At 41.3% G+C, this 20,400-nt stretch carries 15 protein-coding genes and 2 tRNA genes; 3 read left to right on the plus strand and 14 right to left on the minus strand.

The genetic code is table 11. The features are described from left to right. Positions 1–16: 16 nt before the first annotated feature. The 4 genes from JOC36_RS01930 to JOC36_RS01945 all read right to left on the minus strand — a co-directional run bounded on the left by JOC36_RS01930 (position 17) and on the right by JOC36_RS01945 (position 5,617). Positions 17–1,798, minus strand: coding sequence for an ABC transporter ATP-binding protein (locus JOC36_RS01930; RefSeq protein WP_205144812.1), 1,782 nt, complete (start codon positions 1,796–1,798; stop codon positions 17–19). Then, positions 1,798–3,519: an ABC transporter ATP-binding protein gene (locus JOC36_RS01935; protein ID WP_250780437.1), complete on the minus strand. Its 1,722-nt coding sequence runs from the start codon at positions 3,517–3,519 to the stop codon at positions 1,798–1,800. Before JOC36_RS01935 ends, JOC36_RS01930 begins: the two co-directional genes overlap by 1 nt. A 120-nt stretch (positions 3,520–3,639) precedes the next feature. Continuing rightward, positions 3,640–4,923, minus strand: a complete 1,284-nt coding sequence (gene hflX, locus JOC36_RS01940) for a GTPase HflX (protein ID WP_205144814.1) — start codon at positions 4,921–4,923, stop codon at positions 3,640–3,642. A gap of 13 nt (positions 4,924–4,936) precedes the next feature. Continuing rightward, positions 4,937–5,617: a histidine phosphatase family protein gene (locus tag JOC36_RS01945; RefSeq protein ID WP_205144815.1), complete on the minus strand. Its 681-nt coding sequence runs from the start codon at positions 5,615–5,617 to the stop codon at positions 4,937–4,939. 152 nt (positions 5,618–5,769) lie between these two features. On the opposite strand from JOC36_RS01945, the gene JOC36_RS01950 reads away from it, so the two are divergent. From JOC36_RS01950 to JOC36_RS01960, 3 genes are all read left to right on the plus strand, one after another. Further along, a tRNA-Glu gene (locus JOC36_RS01950) sits at positions 5,770–5,841 on the plus strand. Positions 5,842–5,870: 29 nt separating this feature from the next. Continuing rightward, a tRNA-Glu gene (locus JOC36_RS01955) sits at positions 5,871–5,942 on the plus strand. A gap of 75 nt (positions 5,943–6,017) precedes the next feature. Further along, the gene (locus tag JOC36_RS01960; protein ID WP_205144816.1) at positions 6,018–6,851 is read left to right on the plus strand and encodes an exodeoxyribonuclease III; all 834 of its coding nucleotides are present in this window, start codon (positions 6,018–6,020) and stop codon (positions 6,849–6,851) included. A gap of 154 nt (positions 6,852–7,005) precedes the next feature. On the opposite strand, the gene JOC36_RS01965 is transcribed toward JOC36_RS01960, so the two are convergent. The 10 genes from JOC36_RS01965 to JOC36_RS02010 all read right to left on the minus strand — a co-directional run bounded on the left by JOC36_RS01965 (position 7,006) and on the right by JOC36_RS02010 (position 20,382). Beyond that, positions 7,006–7,320 (minus strand): MazG-like family protein, encoded by a 315-nt coding sequence (locus tag JOC36_RS01965; protein ID WP_239517496.1) that lies wholly within the window; start codon positions 7,318–7,320, stop codon positions 7,006–7,008. Between the two features lie 188 nt (positions 7,321–7,508). Next, positions 7,509–10,199, minus strand: coding sequence for a bifunctional acetaldehyde-CoA/alcohol dehydrogenase (adhE, locus tag JOC36_RS01970; RefSeq protein ID WP_205144817.1), 2,691 nt, complete (start codon positions 10,197–10,199; stop codon positions 7,509–7,511). 227 nt (positions 10,200–10,426) lie between these two features. After that, positions 10,427–12,325, minus strand: coding sequence for a M13 family metallopeptidase (locus JOC36_RS01975; protein WP_205144818.1), 1,899 nt, complete (start codon positions 12,323–12,325; stop codon positions 10,427–10,429). Positions 12,326–12,444: 119 nt separating this feature from the next. After that, positions 12,445–13,164, minus strand: a complete 720-nt coding sequence (locus tag JOC36_RS01980) for a DUF4811 domain-containing protein (protein WP_205144819.1) — start codon at positions 13,162–13,164, stop codon at positions 12,445–12,447. 167 nt (positions 13,165–13,331) lie between these two features. Then, positions 13,332–15,785: a phosphoketolase family protein gene (locus JOC36_RS01985; protein ID WP_205144820.1), complete on the minus strand. Its 2,454-nt coding sequence runs from the start codon at positions 15,783–15,785 to the stop codon at positions 13,332–13,334. Between the two features lie 169 nt (positions 15,786–15,954). Beyond that, positions 15,955–16,686: a GntR family transcriptional regulator gene (locus tag JOC36_RS01990; RefSeq protein ID WP_205144821.1), complete on the minus strand. Its 732-nt coding sequence runs from the start codon at positions 16,684–16,686 to the stop codon at positions 15,955–15,957. 81 nt (positions 16,687–16,767) lie between these two features. Further along, positions 16,768–17,439, minus strand: a complete 672-nt coding sequence (locus JOC36_RS01995) for an HD domain-containing protein (RefSeq protein WP_205144822.1) — start codon at positions 17,437–17,439, stop codon at positions 16,768–16,770. 3 nt (positions 17,440–17,442) lie between these two features. Next, positions 17,443–18,159, minus strand: a complete 717-nt coding sequence (locus JOC36_RS02000) for a hypothetical protein (protein ID WP_205144823.1) — start codon at positions 18,157–18,159, stop codon at positions 17,443–17,445. Further along, positions 18,159–18,650 carry an aminoacyl-tRNA deacylase gene (locus JOC36_RS02005; protein ID WP_205144824.1) on the minus strand — a complete coding sequence of 164 codons (492 nt, stop codon included), beginning with the start codon at positions 18,648–18,650 and terminating at the stop codon, positions 18,159–18,161. Before JOC36_RS02005 ends, JOC36_RS02000 begins: the two co-directional genes overlap by 1 nt. A 100-nt stretch (positions 18,651–18,750) precedes the next feature. After that, on the minus strand, positions 18,751–20,382 hold the full coding sequence (locus tag JOC36_RS02010; protein ID WP_205144825.1) for an ABC-F family ATP-binding cassette domain-containing protein: 1,632 nt from the start codon (positions 20,380–20,382) through the stop codon (positions 18,751–18,753). Between the last annotated feature and the right edge of the window lie 18 nt (positions 20,383–20,400).

A 20,400-nucleotide genomic window follows, 5' to 3' on the forward strand; every position in this document is an offset into this window, starting at 1 on the left:
TATATCACGAATAAAATTAATCAAATACCATTTGATTGCGATACAACTCAGCGTAAAATCCATCAGCTGCCAATAGCTCTTGATGTGTGCCCACTTCAATGATTTGACCATTTTTTAGCACAACAATTTTATCAGCATTGAGAATTGTCTTAAGTCGATGTGCAATCACAAAGCTCGTCCGTCCCGCAATCACATTGTCCATTGCACGTTGAATTTTAGCTTCCGTAACTGTATCAACATTTGAAGTCGCTTCATCTAAAATTAACAAATCAGGATTAGTAATAATGGTACGGGCAATTGAAAGTAACTGTTTCTGTCCAGTTGAGAAAACCGAATTCTCATCAGTGACTTCAGTATCATACTGCTGCGGTAACGACATAATAAAGTCATGAATGTTAGCTTGCTTAGCTGCTGCTATAATTTCATCATCCGTGGCATCCGGACGGCCAAACGTAATATTGTAACGAATCGTCCCAGTAAAAATAACTGAATCTTGTAAGACAATTCCCACATGATCACGCAAGCTCTGCAAATCCATGTCACGTACATCAATGCCGTCAAACTTTACAGCGCCACTATCAACATCATAAAAGCGATTCAATAAATTCATCACCGTCGTTTTTCCTGATCCGGTTGGTCCAACTAACGCAACCATTTGACCCTTATTAGCCTCAATCGTAATGCCATGCAGAATTTCATTTCCCGGATTATAACTAAAATGCACATCATCTAACAAGACTTGTTGTTGAAGTCCATCAAATTTCACCCCATTTTTGGGATTCACCTCGTCTGGTTGATCAAATACTTCATCCAAACGACGTGCACCAGTCACAGCCAGTTGCAGCATATTATACGTTGACGTGATTTGACTAATTGGTTGGTAGTATTGCTGAGAAAAATTAACAAAGGTCACAATTAAGCCCAAGGCAGTTGCCCGATCTAAGCTACCATTCAAAGCCAAGTATCCACCAAAGAAAATCACAATGGCCGTATTAACTAAGCTCATCCCCATCATTAAAGGATTTAAAATTCCTGACCAGACTTGCCCATGATAAGTCGCCTGACGTACTTTTTCATTATGCTCAGTAAAACCTGCCACTGAATCTGCTTGCAAACCATTGGTGATAATCACTTTTTCACCATTAATCTGTTCATTAATATAGCCATTTAAATGCCCAACTTCTTCTTGTTGTAAATTAACATAATGCTGCGCTTGTCGAATCACCAAAACTGCGATCAATACCGTAATCGGTGTCGCTGCAATGGTCACCCAAGCCAAGGCAACATTTTGTGTAAACATCATCACTAAGATGCCAACTAAAATTGCAATCTGTGAAAACAATTGGAAGATGGCCTCATTCATCGCATTAAAAATATTATCCAAATCAGATGTAAAACGCGATAAAATTTCACCATCGCGATGCGAATCAAAATACTTGACGGTCATGCGTTGTAATTTACCAAATAAACCAGTTCGCATATCATCAACTGCCTTAGATGAAATTAAAGCTTGCATCACTGAATTAATTAATAACCCAACCCCCATCAACAAAATAAACAAAACAAACATCCAGATTGCATGATACACCTGTGTCATCGAGGCTTGAGCGGCCGTTTTTGCGTTGGCTTTTAACATCATATAATTTGCAATTTCTTGCACCGCATTTCCCATGTAAACCGGTGCTTTGACCTGAAAATACGTTGCCAACAATGTAAAGATGACGATGATTGCCAAACCTAATTTATAGTGTTTAAAATATCGCGCAAAAAATTTCATTGCATGCCATAAACTAGCCATTAGTCAATCACCTCCTGTGCTTTTTGGGTGTCATAAATTTCACGATATACTGGTGAACTGGCTAATAATTCAGCATGAGTTCCAGTCGCAATTAATTGCCCATCGGCCATGACAAAAATCCGATCGGCGTTAATAACTGATGAAATCTTCTCTGAGATTACAAACTTGGTCGTATCAACGAACTGTTCACTCAGAGCCTGTTGCACAAGCTTTTCAGAACGCGCATCCAAAGCCGAGGTTGAATCATCCAAAATCAACACTTTCGGATCGCCAATCACGCCCCGCGTAATTGATAAACGTTGCTTTTGACCGCCCGAAAAGTTAGCAGAACGTTCTTCAACCACATGATCATACGTATCAGGATAACGTTCAATGAATTCTGCGGCTTGTGCTGTCTGCGCAGCTGACTGCATATCAGAATACGTTGCATCTGCCTTACCTTGGCGTAAGTTATCTGAAATCTTACCCGAGAATAAAATCGCTTTTTGTTGTACAAAAGCTACCGCACGTCGCAATGACCCTTCATTAACTTGCTTTAAATCGACGTGACCAACTGCAACTTTACCCTCTGTTGGGTCATACAGTCTTGGAATCAATTCAGCTAGGGTTGATTTACCCGACCCGGTTGCTCCAACAATGCCAATCATTTCGCCTTGTTTAACGTCAAAAGAAATATCCTTTAAGACTGGCACTTCATCCCCAGGATAAGTAAACGATACATGATCAAATGTCACATCTCCTGATAAGTTTTGGGCTGGGGCTTCAGGATTGAAAGTCAATTCTGGATCAGTATCCAAGACTTCTTTAATTCGACGCGTTGACTCAAATCCACGCGCAGCAAACATTGACATAAATCCAGCCATCACGATTGCATTCATAATTTGCATCAAATAATTCACGAAAGAAGTTAAGGCCCCCAGCATTTGTGGATCAGCCATAATATGTTGACCAACAAATAAAATCGAAACTGCAATCGCCATTTCTCCAACCAACATGAAGGCTGGCATTAAAATACTAAATAAGTATCCAATTTTGATATTAATGTCCGTTAGCTCACCTGATGCTGCATTGAATCGCTTTTCTTCATTGCCCTCTTGATTGAATGACTTAACCACGCGAACCCCTTGTAGGTTCTCTTTAGCCATGCCGTTGGTCTTATCTAACAAACCTTGGAACTTTCCAAACAATTTGCCCATCGGTTGCATGACCATCATCGTTATGCCAACGACTAGGACAATCATCACCAAAATCACCCACCATAAGCGAGGTAAGGTCATTAAGGCCAAGCCCAAAGCACCAATAAATAAAATCGGTACCCGCAACAATGATTGGAAGAACACCATGACAATCGTTTGAACTTGTTGAATGTCATTGGTCATCCGTACCACTAAACTACCGCTTGAAAAACGTTCAATATTGGCAAATGAAAACTGCTGCACGTGTTGATACTCATCCGCTCTTAAGTCAGCGGCCGTGCCCATACCAACCTTGGTGGCAAAAATTGTATTTAATGCCCCCGCTATCAAACCAATCAACGCCACGACAATTAATTGAATCCCTAATGGGTACATTTTAGATAAATTATCATCCGCAATCGCTTGTACCACTTGTTGTAACAATTTAGGTTGCCACAAACTAGTGATAGCAGCAATTGCAATGGTCACGGTTGCCCAAATGGCATCGCGTTTGTAGCGTTTCACATAGGAGAGTAAGAATTTAATCATTGCGCTCCTCCTTTTACTATTTTTTAGTCAGTGTGCTTATTCTACCACACTCTTAAAACCAAACAATGACAACTAAATAAAAAAACAGGCCATCACAAAATGACCCGCTTTTATCTATTATTCAACAAAGTATTGAGCATAGCGACCAACTTGCGCTGGCGTCAAAACAACTGTCAACAATGTGCCTGTTTCAACATATTCAGTTGCAACAACCGTTGCCTGTTCATTTAATTCCGCCACAACTTGGCCTTGATCATAAGGTACTAAAACTTGTTTTTCTTGCAAGTCCGCAAAAATATGTTGACGAATCGTTTCAACCAACAAATCTAACGATTGATCGTCTTTAGCCGATAGCACTAAGTTGTCCCCGTCCCGTTCTGGATATGGCACATCTTCGCATCGATCAGCCTTATTGTAAACGACCACCATTGGAATATCACCAACCCCAATTTCCTTAAGCGTCTTTTCAGTCGTTTGCATCATTTCCCGATAATTTGGATCAGAATAATCAACGACTTGAACTAATAAATCAGCCTGGGCCGCTTCAGCTAAAGTTGCCCGAAAGGCTGCTACTAGTCCGTGTGGTAAATTAGATACAAAGCCAACCGTATCAGAAAGTAAAAAGCTCTGATTATCAGGCAAATTTAATTTACGTACCGAAGTCTCCAAGGTAGCAAAAAGCATATCTGCTTGAAAAACAGTCTTATCTTGATTCTCCCCGTAACGGCGTACTAAACCGTTCATAATGGTTGATTTACCCGCATTCGTATAACCAATTAAAGCAACATTTTTAATATTTTCTTTTTCACGGCGCGCACGACGGGTGACATCATCAGCTTCAATTTCAGCCAGTTCTTTCCGTAAATCAGAAATTTGATGCTCAATATGGCGTCGATTCATTTCAAGTTTTGTTTCACCGGCACCACGCGATGTAAAGCTACCACCATTACCACCAGTTTGTTGATCTAAACGTACATTCATTGATGTGCGCAAACGTGGTAATTGGTATTGCAATTGGGCAATTTCAACCTGTAGTTTTGCAATCCGCGTTTTAGCTCGTGAAGCAAAAATATCCAAAATTAAGGCCGTTCGATCGATAACCCCAACACCAGTATCCGCCTCTAAATTACGAATCTGTGAAGGCGATAACTCATCATTGGTTACCACCATATCAGCCCCATAATAATCGACAGCCTCTTTCAAAGCTTCAACCTTTCCCTTTCCAAAATAAGTTCCAGGGTTGGGACGCTCTAGTTTTTGGGTCACGGTTGCCACTGGCTCAAGTTGATTGGCTTCAACCAAATTGGCTAATTCTTCCATTTGATAATCAAAGTCGTCTGTACCACGGTTCAATCCCGCTAAAATAACTGGACGTCGTTGATCTGTTTCATTCTCTATCATGTATTATCCTAACTTACCAAACTGTTGTTGTATCATTATAGGCCTGCAATTGCATGTCATCATCTGTGACTTGCCAAACCGAAATCATGCCATTTTTTGGCGCAATGTGCGTTGTTTGCTCGTCATGATAGCGCGCCACGACATTCCGAATCAAACTTCCATGCGCCACGACTAATACCTTATCGCCATCTTGATGCTTTTGGCGCACTGCATCCATCGCTGCATCAAAGCGCTTCCAGAACATGGCTGCATCTTCAGCATCCCCAAATTCATCAAGCTCATGCATAGCATCCATCGTGCCATCCATGGTTAGATGTTGCGTCAATTCGCCATACCCAGTAATTTCATCAGCCTGGGGCATCCGCTTAGCATGCGCAATTTCTGGTGCGATATCCGCCCCACGCAAACCTTCATAGCTTCCAAAGAAAACTTCCCGGAAGCCTGGTAATTCAACTGGCTTTACCAGGTGCTGCTCTTGTTTATTTTGTTGCAAAATGAATTCGGCAGTCATCCGTGCACGACTGAGATCAGATGAATAAGCACCTTGGAAATCCACATTTGCTAAGCGTTGACCAGCAGCCTGTGCATCAGAAATACCACTTTCAGTTAAAGGGGCATCACTCCATCCTTGCATGCGTCCATACTTATTCAAATATGTTTGTCCATGTCGTACCAAATATAATGTAAAAGCCATTTTATGCGTCCTCACTTTGCAATCTGTATGCGTAAACTACCCCTTATTATAGCATTATTCCAACCCCAGATTCTAATTAGGAATCCAGTAAAAAATGATTGACAGTCGCGTTTTGACTCTGGTATAGTTAATTATTGTTGTGATGATACTTTGGCCCAATGGTCAAGTGGTCAAGACGTCGCGTTCTCAGCGCGGAATCCAGGGTTCGACTCCCTGTTGGGCTATTTTATTAGCTTAGTCAATTTATCATCATGGCCCAATGGTCAAGTGGTCAAGACGTCGCGTTCTCAGCGCGGAATCCAGGGTTCGACTCCCTGTTGGGCTATCTTAAAAAGCACACGTGCAAACGTGTGCTTTTTCTTTTACAATGACAGTATTAAGAAAAAAAGGACGGAACATTATGCCAAAGTTTATCTCTTGGAATATCGATAGTATCAACGCTGCCGTTGAACACAAGTCAGCGCGTGGTGAAATGACCTGGGCAACCCTAGAACACCTGGCTGAATTAGCACCCGATGTTTTAGCTATTCAAGAAACCAAATTACGCCCAACTGGTTTGACCAAAAAGCAAGCCCAAGCTTTGGATGATTTATTTCCTGATTATCATCGCTATTTGAACTATAGTACAGCACGAGCTGGCTATTCTGGGACGATGATGCTTAGTCGGATTGAACCGCTTGCTGTTACATATCCGACAATTGGTGCACCAGGTGAGATGGACCAAGAGGGTCGCATTATCACTTTAGAATTTGAGCATGCTTTCGTTTCCACAGTGTATACCCCTAATTCTGGTCGCGAACTCGCCCGTTTGAGTGACCGCCAAGCTTGGGATGCAGCTTATCAGCAATACATTGAAAGCTTGACGGTCCAAAAACCTGTCATTTTCTCAGGCGATTTCAATGTTGCTCATCAAGAGATTGACTTGAAAAATCCTAAGACGAATCACCATAGTGCCGGTTTCACAGATGAAGAACGTGCTGATTTCACCAATCTCCTTAACGCTGGGTATATCGATACATTCCGTACTTTAAACCCGGATACAGCCGGTGTGTACACTTGGTGGTCACAAATTGCCAAACAATCAAAAAAAAATAACGCCGGTTGGCGAATTGACTACTATTTAATCTCACAAAATCTACAGGATTATCTAACTGATTTTGAAGTCATTGATACTGGTGCTCGCCAAGATCATGCCCCCATTCAACTAACATTAGATAATTTTGAACTCAACTAAATCAGAAAATATGAAATACAACTCAAAAAATTGACGTTTATTATAATTCATTAATTGGTCGGGAATGCTTTGATAGCCTTTCCGACCAATTTTGTTTTAAGCCGTGCGCGATTGCACACTAAACGCTTCATCACTTTAATATTGAGTTGTTCAATTACAAGTCAAATCTATTTTTGATTTTATTCTCACTATAATTTACCAATTCCTCGACAGTGATATCATATTTTTCACAAAAGATTAACACTTCATCTAATACGTCAGCTAGCTCTTCAACCAAATTATCTCGTTCATCCTGCTTGCTAACCGGCCCTTCACCTGGATGATCACGACCAAATTCATATTTTCGAATCGCTTGTGAAAGCTCACCGACTTCTTCTGTCAAAAAATTCAACCTTCTTGAGGAACTTAGTTGCAACCATCCTCTTGATTTATAGAAATTTGATAACCACTGCTGATGTTCATTAATCATGATTAATCCTCCTTTTCATATTACCTGATCAAAATTGATGTTATCACATCGTAATCCTATATTAAAAATTGCTTGAAAGTCCAAAAATCTTTAACAAACAATATTAAACCCCCACTAGTGGATTACTCCAACTAATGGGGGTTTAATTTTTGATAATTTCAAATTACCAGGCTTTTTATCTTTAACAATTAAATTTCATCCAGCAACAATTGGCGAATGTCAGCCAAATAAGGTTGACGTGGGTTTGTCCCAACCGTTTGATCATCGTAAACCAAGTCCGCCAGAACATCAACGCTCTTTTCAACGGCTTCCTTTGACACCCCATTACCTGACAAGGTTGGGTTAATGTCCAAGGCATCCGTCAACTCCTTAATCTTAGCAAGCAAGGCATCTACTAAGGCTGCATCATCCTTACCAGTCAAACCAATGTAACGCGCAATATCAGCATAATCCTTTTGAGCACGATAAGTCTCGTAACGTGGATATGGCGTGCGCTTAACATTATTGGTTACTGCATTGTACTTAATCACATGTGGCATCGCAATCGTAATTGCCAAACCGTGTGGCAAATCAAATTCTCCACCAGTCTTGTGAGCAATCGCATGATTCAAACCTAAGAAGGCATTCGCAAATGACATACCCGCAAGAGTAGCTGCGTAATGCATGTTGGCACGGGCTGTTTGTCCTTCCTTAGTTGGATGTTGCGGATCATATTGATATGAAGCTTCCAAGTTTTCGAAAATCAACTTAATCGCTTGCAAAGCCCAAGGACGCGTAAAGTCAGATGCCATTACTGAAACATATGATTCAAGCGCATGTGATAGTGAATCCATACCTGAGTAAGCCACTGTCCGCTTTGGGACCGTCATCACAAATTCAGGATCAACAATGGCAACTTGTGGCGTCAAAGCATAATCAGCCAAAGGATACTTCACGTGCGTTTCATCATCAGTAATTACGGCAAACGGTGTCACTTCTGAACCAGTTCCAGAAGTGGTTGGAATGGCAATCATTTGCGTTAATGGTTGTGCTTCGAACTTGATGATACGCTTACGGATATCCATGAACTTTTGTTGCAATTGTCCAAATAATTCTTGCAAGGCAGCCATGTCATCCAAAATACCAACATGCTTTTGTGAGTATTCATAAATATAACGGGCAACCTTACCAGCATCCAAAGCAGAACCACCACCAAGCAAGATAATGCTATCAGGCTTAAATTCAGCCATTTGACGCGCAATGTCAATTGTTTGACCGAGCGTTGGGTCAGGCTTAACGGTACCGTAAACTGACGTCTTAACTGGATTCTCACGCAAAGCCAATTGATCCAAAACTTGGTCAACAAAGCCAAATTGCACCATCCCTGGGTCCGCCACGATGAAGGCCCGCTCTACATTTTCAACATCTTGCAAATATGAAATAGCATTTGATTCGTAGTAAATATTCTCTGGCAAGCGGACCCATTGTGGACGGTTACGGCGACGAGCAACCGTCTTAACATTCAACAAATCGTCTGTAGATAGATTATGTGACAATGAATTCTTCCCCCATGAACCTGTTCCAAGCGTCAATGATGGACGCATTGCATCTGAATAAACATCACCAATTCCGCCAAGTGTATCAGGTTGGTTAACCAAAATCCGTGAAGCATCAATGGCATCGGCATATTCCTTAACAAATGGATCGTTTTGGGCACCGATTTGAATGGCCACATTGTGTCCCGCACCTTGGTAGTTCAACAAAGCGCGAACAATTTCAATCGCTTCTTCACGTGAGTCCGCCTTATAAACTGACAACATTGGGCTCAACTTTTCTGAAGATAGTGGTTCACCAATGTTCTGCTTATCAAGTTCAAACAACATCAAGTCCTTGTCATCTGGAAGCTTTACACCAGCTTGATCAGCAATCCAGTGCGCTGAACGTCCGGCAACTGGTCCAGCCACGCCATAACCATCAGCACCTGGCTTAAAAGCGTAATCCGCAATCTTTTGGTAATCACGCTTTGGTACCAAATAACCACCTTGCGCTTGTAATTGCTGCATATATTCATCGTAGATTGAAGCATCAACCACAACTGAATTTTCAGCCGCACAAATCATACTGTTATCGAAACGTTTTGAAATCAATAAGTCTTCAACGGCACGATTAATATCAGCTGTCTTATCAACATAAACGGCACCATTCCCAGCTCCCACACCCATTGAAGGATTTCCTGATTTCAAGGCCGCGTTAACCATTCCCGGACCACCAGTGGCCAAGATTGAAGCAATCTTAGGGTTCGTGATTAAAGCATTCGTTGCATCAATTGATGGATTTTCAATCCATTGAATGAAGTGCTTAGGTGCCCCAGCTTTAAGCGCTGCTTCATAAACAATTTGGGCTGCATGAACGGAAGCCTTTTGTGCTTGCGGATGAAAAGCAAAAATAATGACGTTACGTGTTTTAGCTGCCATCATCGACTTAAAGATGGTCGTTGAAGTTGGATTGGTTGTAGGCACAATTCCGGCCAAAATACCTAGCGGTGCGGCAACCTTCACTTGTCCCGTCACCTTATCTTCACCAATCACACCAACTGTCTTATCATTTCGAATGGCATTGTAAACAGATTCAGACGCGAATTTATTTTTAGTGTCCTTATCTTCAATCACACCCCGGCCAGTTTCTTCATAAGCTTCATGAGCTAACCGAAGTGAGTTCTTTGATCCAGCCAAGGCCATGGCTGCCACAATCTCATCTACTTGTTCTTGCGTATATGTTTTAAATTCTTCAAAAGCAGCTTGCGCATTATCAACCAATGTTTGTACTTCTTGCTCAGCTTGTGCTTTACGTTGTGCTTTTTCTTCAGGGGTCATTTCTTTTTTCTTAGATGTATCTGCCATTGTGAGATCTCCTCTAAATTTATTGCTTGCTTTCTCTTAACAATACTTAGTGTAACATTTCACAAGGTAAAGTCAACGACTTTGTTAAAGTTTTTACATGAAGAATACAAAAAAGCCTGAACATAGCGTTCAGGCTCGTTTATATAAGATAATAATTAATGTGATTATAATCACATAGTGCCAATATTAAGAAATCATTTCCCTATTTGATTTGGCTTTATCGTCTGCTACCAAATCATGACGCGCTCTTCAGGGGCACGATACATCCCATCACCAGGTTCAACATGATAGGTTTCATAAAACTCATCAAAATTTGAAACTGGTACGTTCGTTCGATAACGATTTGGTGCATGAACATCAACGGCCGCGAGCATCTTCTCATACTCAGGTCGTGAACTTTCACGCCAAATCCGGGCCCAGTTCGTAAAGAAGGCATCCGCACTAAAATCATCATCGCGTTGTGCTGCTTGAAGCGCATCAGCCAAGCCACCCAAATCAGCCACATTTTCTGAAACCGTCAACTTCCCATTGACCTTGGTTCCAGCAATTGGCAAACCATCAAATTGATCAATCACTTTTTGCGTACGCTCCTTAAAGGCCGCAAAGTCCGCATCAGTCCACCAATTATTTAAATTACCATATTCATCAAAAGAAGAACCATTCGTATCAAAGGCGTGTGAAATTTCATGAGCAATTACCGCCCCAATCCCACCATAGTTTTCTGAAGCGCTTTGCTTCAAATCATAAAATGGCGCCTGTAAAATTGCAGCTGGGAACACGATTTGGTTTTGTTGTGGATCATAGTATGCATTGACCATATTGGCTGGCATTTGCCATTCTGATTGATCAACCGGTTGATTCCAGCGACTCCAAGCTTCCTTAACGGCTTGTTTTTGGAACTTACGTGCTGCCGTTACTAATGTGTCATCATCATTCACAACCCGCTTAGCATAACGTTCTGGCAATTGTTCAGGGTACCCAATATGGGGCTTGATGGCATTAAGCTTAACAATGGCTTTTTGTTTCGTAGCATCTGCTAACCAAGCAATTTGAGTTAAGCGTTGCTTATAAACATCAATCATCGTCTGCACCATTCGTTCGACATCTGCCTTCGCCTCAGGTGAGAACTTAGTATGGGCATACCACAAACCAAGTGGTTGATCAAAAGCACTTTGAGCTAGTGAATAGGCCGCTTTACGCTGATTCTTAGCCACAGGAATTCCTGAAACAAAGCGACCATACTCGCCCCCTAAGACCCGAATATCATCTGATAGGTAACCGGTGTAGCTATTGACGATGCTGACTAGCAAATGCGCCTTCAACAGAGGCCATGCTTCGTCAGAATAATAATCATTGGCATTTTGCCAAAACGCTTCCTCAGAAACCAAAATTTGATCAGGCACTTGGCCAATGCATGCTTTAACGAGACTTGTTACGTCAAGCGGAGCCGCCATTTTCACAAAGTCATCCCAAGCATATGGATGATATAAGTTTGTAATTTCAGAAGCTTCCTCATTACTTAAGACATGCTTAGCCACACGTTCATCAAATGCTAATGCTTTATCCAAGATATCAGCCGTTTCTTCATCAGAAAAACCAAATTGTTTGAACAACTTAGTTTGCACTTCGCGCCACTTGGCTAATAATTCCTGCTTTTGTGGATGAACATCCGCATAGTACGTCGTATCTGGTAAGATCGTGCCTAAACTATCAGCCCACAAAACATTCGTTTGCGCATCTTTAAAGTCTGGTGCAATCCCAAAAGGTAAAGCATTTGGCAATGCTGCTAGCTCTAAGTCTGCCAAATGTTGGTTATACGCTTCAAAAGAATCCAGTTGACGATACTGCTCAATTAAGTCTTGCACTGGCTGTACACCTTGCGCGTTACGCGTGTCCCAATCACTTGCTAAACGATGATATTTAACGAAATTTTGTAAAATCGCATCATCTGGAACATTTTCACCTGCCAACCATTGGTCGGTTGTTTCCAGCATCAATTTCTCAATGGCTTCATTTAAATCATTAAAGCCACCGGTCGTTGGCTTGTCTTCTGGGATAGTCGCCTGAGCTTGCCAATCCGCGTTAATTGCCGCATAAAAATCATCTTGCTTATTTGCTTTTTGCATCTAACTGCCCTCTTTTCAAAAACCTTTGCCTCTAGTCTAACACAGTCACCCACCCTGCTAAACCAAATTAAAAAGACCAAAGACCGTCATTAAACGCACCATCTTTAGTCTTTTCTAATTTATTTAACATGCCAAGCTTTCAATTGTTGCTTAATAGCTTGATTTAACTGCTTTTGATTTTGGTTAATTGCTTGGTTCACAATTTTATTTTGGAGCTGTTTTTGAGCTTTTTTGTCCTTCATAAAATCTGGATCAGCTTCAGCTTTTTGACGATAGGCCGCTTTGGTTTGACGTGAAACGCGGTCTTTTAATTTATCATTTTGTTTATCCGCAAGCTTAACTAACTTTTGATATTGATCCTTTGACACAACATGCCATGATTTTGGCATTGTCATTGTATAATCTGTATTTGATGCAACCTTAGTCTTTTGTCCGATTAACATAAAGCGATCAAACAAATTGCCTGGCTCATAATCCGTTACTTGCGTTTTCAAAGTGGCCGGATTACCATTTTTAACCGTCATATGGGTATTTTCAGCCAGCGTTTGATACGTTTTATCACCACTGCGGTAAGTATAGCGTAAATGCTTACCAACTGCTTCAGTCGTCACAAAATTATAATCACCAATTTCAGCAACCGGCTTAATTTTTTCAGTCGTTGCTTGGGTGCGCTGCTTCATAAACAAATGATTACTCTGTGATGACATGAGCCCCCACAAATTCAAAATCACTAACGCGGCCCCAATTACCAAAGTAATCCAACGGACGCGGTGATCTTGTTCATATTTTAAAAGTGTGAATAATAAGAATATAATTCCAAGTACTAATAGTACAATCATAGCAAAACTCCTCAATTCATTAGTCAAATACTAGTGTATCAGATTTAGCGTTATTTGGGGTGCTTCCTCCACTAAACTAGGCAATAAAAAAAGCTAGCAAAACACGATATGTGTTTTACTAGCTTTTATTTTTTATTGACGCAATGTTTTAATCAACAAAATGTTAATTAAACCAATGGAGTCCAAGTCCAGTCAGTGAATTCTTCGATGTCACGACCTTCGTTACGAGTTACGTCGAAGTGCTTAGCCAAGATGTCATCCATCTCCTTCAAGAAGGCACCGGCCTTTTCACCATCAATAACACCCTTGTCAGCCAAAGTAGAAACAGCATCCTTAGCTTGGTTGAAACGGTCCAATTGTGAGTATACACGCATGTCGTAAGTTGTTGTAATGTCACCATCTTCACGGTAACCATGTGGGTGCAATCCCAAGTGTTGACGCTCGTAGAAGAATGATTCAATCAAGTCTTCGTAACCGTGGAAACCAAAGATAACTGGTGTTCCTGATTCTCCGAAGTACTTTGAGAATTCTTCGTCTGACAAAGTACGATCATCGTTCATAGGACCGTTCTTTGATTGCAAACGCATCAATTCTACAACGTTAACGTAACGGAACTTAACTTCAGGGAAGGCCTTGTTAACAAGGTTCAATGCAGCCAAAGTTTCGATAGTTGGTTCAACACCGGCTGATGCAAAGACAATGTCAGCATCACCTTGTGGTGCAGTAGAAGCCCAGTCGATTACAGCCAAACCTTCGTTAGCCAATACATCGGCTTCATCAGCTGAGAACCATTGTTGACGTGGTTGCTTTGAAGCGACGATGTGGTTAACCAAGTGACGTTCTGAGAAGGCACGGTCAAAGACAGCCAACAAAGTGTTAGCATCAGCTGGCAAGTATTGGCGAATGAAGTTTGACTTCTTTTCGGCCAAGTGTGTCAACATACCTGGGTCTTGGTGTGTGTAACCGTTGTGGTCTTGTTGGAATACAGTTGAAGTTGAAATCAAGTTCAATGATGGGTAATCGTTACGCCATGGTTGTTCTGAGGCGTGACGCAACCACTTGAAGTGTTGTGTAATCATTGAATCTACAACACGCAAGAATGATTCGTATGATGCAAAGACACCAACACGACCAGTCAATGTATAAGCTTCCAACCAACCTTCAGCTTGGTGTTCTGAAAGTTGTGAATCAATAATACGACCTTCTGGTCCTACGTATTGGTCATTTGGTTCCTTAACTGGTGACATCCATTGACGGTTAGTCATTTGGAACATATCCCATAGACGGTTTGACATTGTTTCGTCAGGACCGAAGACACGGAATGATGTTGGGTTCATACGAGCTACTTCAGCAAAGTAACCTGACAAAACGTTCATGTCCATGTTGCGGTTGCTATCTGGTAGCTCCGTTCCACGGTTTTCAGCAGTAATGTCATTTGTGTAATCACGCCAGTTTGGCAAATCCAAATCCTTTGATGATTCACCCTTAGGTGCACCACCGTTAGCAATTGGGTTAGCAGCCATACGCTTGTCACCCTTAGGGGCGATTTCAGCAACTTCATCCTTCAAAGTTCCATCAGCGTTGAACAATTCTTCAGGCTTGTATGAGTTCATCCATTCTTCAAATTCAGGCAAAGTTGACATGTCCTTGGCTGACAATGAAAGTGGCACTTGGTGCGCACGGAATGAATTTTCAATTGGGTTACCCTTTGCGTCGAATTGAGGACCACCCCAACCCTTTGGCAAGCGAGCGATGATTACAGGCCATGCTGCAATTTCACCGTCTTGGTAACGACCGTTTTCACGAGCATCCTTTTGGATGGCTTGGATATCTTCGATAGCTTCATCAAAGATCTTAGCAGCCTTTTCATGGTATGCCATGTAATCATGAATGTCATCGTTTTCTAGGAAACGTGGTGACCATCCCAAACCTTCAAAGAATTCAGTCAAGTGCTTGTCATCCATACGTGAGAACAAAGTTGGATTTGAAATCTTGAATCCGTTAAGATCCAAAATAGGCAAAACCGCACCGTCTGTCTTAGGGTTCAAGAACTTGATACCATTCCAAGCAGTCATTGATGGACCAGTTTCGGCTTCACCGTCACCAACGACAGTAAATCCGATTTGGTCAGGGTTATCAAGCACAGCACCAACGGCGTGTGACAATGAGTAACCCAATTCTCCACCTTCATGCAATGAACCTGGAGTTTGTGCAGTCATGTGAGAACCAATTCCACCTGGGAATGAGAAACGCTTGAACAAACGTGTCATACCGTCGATGTCTTGGGTAATTTCTGGATAGTCTTCTGTATAAGTTCCATCAAGATATGCGTTCGTAACCATAACTTGTCCACCGTGACCTGGGCCACCGATGTAGAACATGTTCAAATCATACTTGTTGATCAAACGGTTTGCGTGAGCGTAAAGGAAAGTTTGTCCTGAGATAGTTCCCCAGTGACCGATAGGCTTAACCTTAACGTCTTCTTCAGTAATTGGTGTATCTGTAACTGAGAACAATGGGTTGCTCTTCAAAAAGATCATACCAGCTGAAAGGTAGTTGGTTGCACGCCACCAAGCGTCAACCTTACTAAGATATTCCTTAGAATCAAAATCTACTGCCATTTTGATATCTCCTTCATAAGTTGTCTGAAAATAGAGTTACGACTATAAGAGACAATTCTCCTAAGTCAACACACTAATCATAACAGATTTAAAAACGGCACACAAGAAAAAAACAACAATTGGGACGGTCCAATTTTTAAAAAGACCTTCTCTCAATTGTTGTTTTATTTTATTCGCCATCCAAGCTATCAAAACTATTATATTTCATGTATTTGTAATGAATGCGCATTGTTCCAACTTCAAAAGGTGTGCCATCATCTAAAAAGTAAATTCCGGCCATCACACCCACTGGCTCATTCTGCTTTAAAGCTAATACTTCTTGATCAGATTCAGTTGATGGTTCAGCTGAAATCGTCAAAAATGAGCGGGTCACGGCCTTTTTCGTCGTTGCCTCAGCATACTGAAATAACGAGCCTTGCAGATCAGCAGCCGTTAATTCGGGCAAAAGTTTAACCGGCACCAACGCATCTTCACGCATAAAGGTCTGACCTTTCAACTGACGCAAACGCTTAATATGATAAACCTGTTCGCCATCTTCCAAAAACAACGCTAATTGAGTATCTTCATCAGCGGCTTGCTTCTCAAAACTAATTAACTCGACGGCTGGAACTTCTCCATCAATTCGAAAAGAATCAGAAACCCCCAAGTTATGTCCCATCGATTGGAACATGGTTTGGTTTTTTAGATAGAGCGGATTGACAAATGTGCCTGATCCACGTTTTTTAAAGATAATCCCTTGTTGCACTAATACATTTAAAGCTCTTTTGATTGAACTACGCGATACATCATAAGCTGTCGCTAAAGACCGTTCATCGGGTAACTTTAAATTAGGAAATTCTTGTTGATTGATACGTTTTTTTAAGTCATTTAAGACACGCAAGTAAATTGCTTCTTTTTCCATGCTTCTTCTCCATCTGACAAGCTGCGTTCATCATAACACAAAAGTGGTCCAACCAAAAGGATTGGTTGGACCACTTTAATTTTATTGATAATCTAAGCCAGCCCACTCAGCTTTGAACTGGTCAACAAAGGTATGCATGGCTTGGTCCCGAATTGCACCAATCCGCTTGCCCTCAGTCGTATTCAGATAATCTTTCAACAAAAACAGCTTTTCATCAAAGTGATTAATCATCGTTTCACCAGCTGGATTCCGATAATCAGCCTTTGTTTTTAAATCACGCGGAGGAATATTAGGATCATATAAAACATGGTGGGCTTGGACGCCATATTGAATCACACGCGCCACCGCAATCATCCCCATCGCTTCAAGCCGATCAGCGTCTTGAACAATTTGCCCGGAAATACCCAATGGCTCTGGATTGCCGAAACGTTGCTTACTCCATGACATATTATCAATGATTTTGATAATGGCTTGCTGTTTTTCATCTGAGACCCCCAGCCGTGTCATTTCATCAAGCACGCGTTGTTTTGCCGCAGCCACATCATCAAATAACTTATCGTCATATGTGTCGTGCAAAGTGGCTGCTGCCAAAGTGATAAACTCATCCGCGGTTGGTTCCGTTTCTAAAATATGCTGCGCTAATTTAACGACTCGGTCAATATGCCCAGTATCATGGCCGCTTTCATCATTTGCCAAAATTTTCCGCATAAAAGCATCTAACGCTGTTAACTGTTCTTGCTCGATTGCCTGCATTACTTAGCCCTCCTTTAAGCGCAATACCAAATGTCCAATGACATTTAAAACGATACTCAATCCTAACATAAGGCCAAAATAAACCATAATGTAATGACCAAAGTGCAACCAAATCGGGTTAGCCGTCCCTAGCCAAAAATATAATGGTATCGCGAGCACACTCAAAAAAGTTGCGTAACTCAACATACCGCTACGAATGTTTTGCCAATCAGCACGACTCAAGTTGAGCGCTAAACAAAGTTGAATCACAACTAATAGGCCCAAACCATATTGCCACCAGACAACGCCCTGCCAGATTCCGCGAAAATCATCCATTTGCAAGGCCCAAAATAGTTGCGGCCAAACCAAATAAGTCACTCCAACTACTGTCAGACCGATTCCAAGCATCGGCCCCATGCCAATAAAAAAATTGCCTAATTGTTGATACCAACTTTTAGGATTCCAAGCATGCGATACATAGCCTAATCGATTATCAGCGTCAACTTGTTGCACCAAATGAATTTGATCAATTTTATGCCGAAAAATCAAAGCCATCAAAGCATGTGATAATTCATGCACAATAATACCCAAAAAACTAAAATAGTATTGCGCCCGATTTCCAAAACGATTAACGATCCGTTGATCAGTTGCGCCGGCCACAGCAGAAATCAAGGCACTTCCCAACAATGGCAACCCCATCGCACAGACCAAAACCATTATCCAAACTTCTACAAATGCCATCATGCTTGGACAATATCCGCAAATGTGCCATGCACAAACTGACACAATTCTTCAGGATTCAAGCGAATTGAACGTCCCAATTCACCCGCTGATACCGTAATTTGATCCGCGTGTTGGGCCGCTTCATCAATGTAGATTGGGAACTTTTTGTTTTGCCAAATCCCAACAGGGTTATTCGCGCCATGCACATACCCCGTTGTCTTTTGCAATTCTTTAGTCGGCAACATCGATACTTTCTTATTACCTGATGCGACCGCGAGCTTCTTTTCATCTAGATGTTGATCAATTGGCACAATGCCAATCACTGGGCCACTGACATTGCCCGTCAACGCCAAAGTTTTATAGATATCATGCTCAGTCAGCTGATACTGTTCCATCTCAGTAGCTTGTCGATGCAAACCATCTTGAAAAACAATGCTTTCATATGGAATGCCGGCCTTATCCAAGATTTGCTCAACTAAAATTTTTTTAATTTTATTTTTCTTTGACATACTTGGCTCCTTGTAAAAAATTCTCTTTCCCTATTCTTAAATGAAATGTTCAAAAAGACAAGTAAAAAAGGATGTCCCCAAAGGCCATCCTTTTTCATATTTATAGTTGAATATTTTGTGCTTCTAGCGCTTGTTGAACATCTGGATTGGCCATAAATTCATCAAAATCAGTATCAGCACGTTCAATCACGCCTTCTTTACCAAGCACGATAATGTGGTCGGCAATTGTTTGTGCAAATGTATGGTCATGTGATGTGAAAATCAAGCCACCCTTATAATCGATTAAACCATCATTCAAAGATGTAATTGATTCCAAATCCAAATGATTGGTTGGATCATCCATAATCAAAACATTGGGCTTCGTTAACATCAACTTTGCCAACATAACGCGGACCTTTTCACCCCCAGAAAGGACATCCAATGTCTTTTCAACATCTTCACCCTTAAAGAGCATCCGACCGAGCAAGCCTCGCAAGAATGTATTATCATCTTCATCCTTGCCAGCGAAATCACGTAAGAAATCGAGAATTGGCATGTCTGGCTTAGGGAAATTGTCATTCATATCCTTTGACAAATAATCACGTGAAGTCGTAACACCCCAAGTAACAGAACCTGTGTCAGGTTCTAGATTACCATTTAGAATATCCAACATCGCTGTCGCAGCCACGTCATTATCGGCCATAATCAAAGTCTTTTCATTTGGTCGCAAAGTGAATGAAACATTATCTAAAAGCTTAACGCCATCAACGGTCTTTGAAACATTTTCAACCCGTACCATGTCATTTCCAATCTCACGTGTAATGTCAAAATGAATGTAGGGATACTTACGGCTTGATGGTTGAATATCATCCAAAGTAATTTTATCCAATTGCTTCTTACGCGCCGTTGCTTGCTTTGACTTTGAAGCATTAGCTGAGAAGCGCGCCACGAAATCTTGCAATTCTTTGATTTTTTCTTCTTTCTTGGCGTTTTCATTTGCTTGCAAACGAGCAGCTAGTTCTGAAGATTCCTTCCAGAAATCATAATTTCCAACGAATTCGGTAATCTTTCCAAAATCAACATCCAACGTCATCGTTGAAACAGCATTCAAGAAGTGACGGTCGTGGGAAACCACAATCACGATGTTAGGATAATCGGCCAAAAAGTCTTCCAACCATGCAATCGTCTTAGTGTCCAAACCATTGGTTGGCTCGTCCAAAATCAAAATATCAGGATTACCAAAGAGAGCTTGGGCCAAAAGCACCTTCACCTTTTCAGTTTCTGACAATTCACTCATCATTGTTTGGTGCATTGACTCTGGGATTCCAACACTTTGAAGCAATTGTGAAGCATCAGACTCAGCCGTCCAACCATTCATTTCATCGAATTGCGCTGAAAGTTCACCAGCCCGAATACCATCTTCATCAGAAAAGTCAGGCTTGGCATAGATTGCATCCATCTCTGCTTTAACATCTGATAATTCCTTATAGCCTTGCAAAACGGTATCCATAACCGTGTAATCATCAAAAGCAAAGTGATCTTGTACCAATGAAGACATCCGCTCATTCGGATCCATCGTTACACTTCCCGTGGTTGGTTGTAACTTTCCTTCCAAAATCTTCAAGAAAGTTGACTTACCCGCTCCATTCGCACCAATGATGCCGTAAGTGTTCCCTGGCGTAAATTTTAAATTAACGTCTTGGTAAAGCTTTTTACCGTTAAAAGCAATCGAAACATCTGAAACTGTTAACATTTGTATTTTTACATCCTT

It is taken from the genome of Weissella uvarum (assembly GCF_016908785.1).
In the GTDB taxonomy this organism is placed as follows: Bacteria; Bacillota; Bacilli; order Lactobacillales; family Lactobacillaceae; genus Weissella; species Weissella uvarum.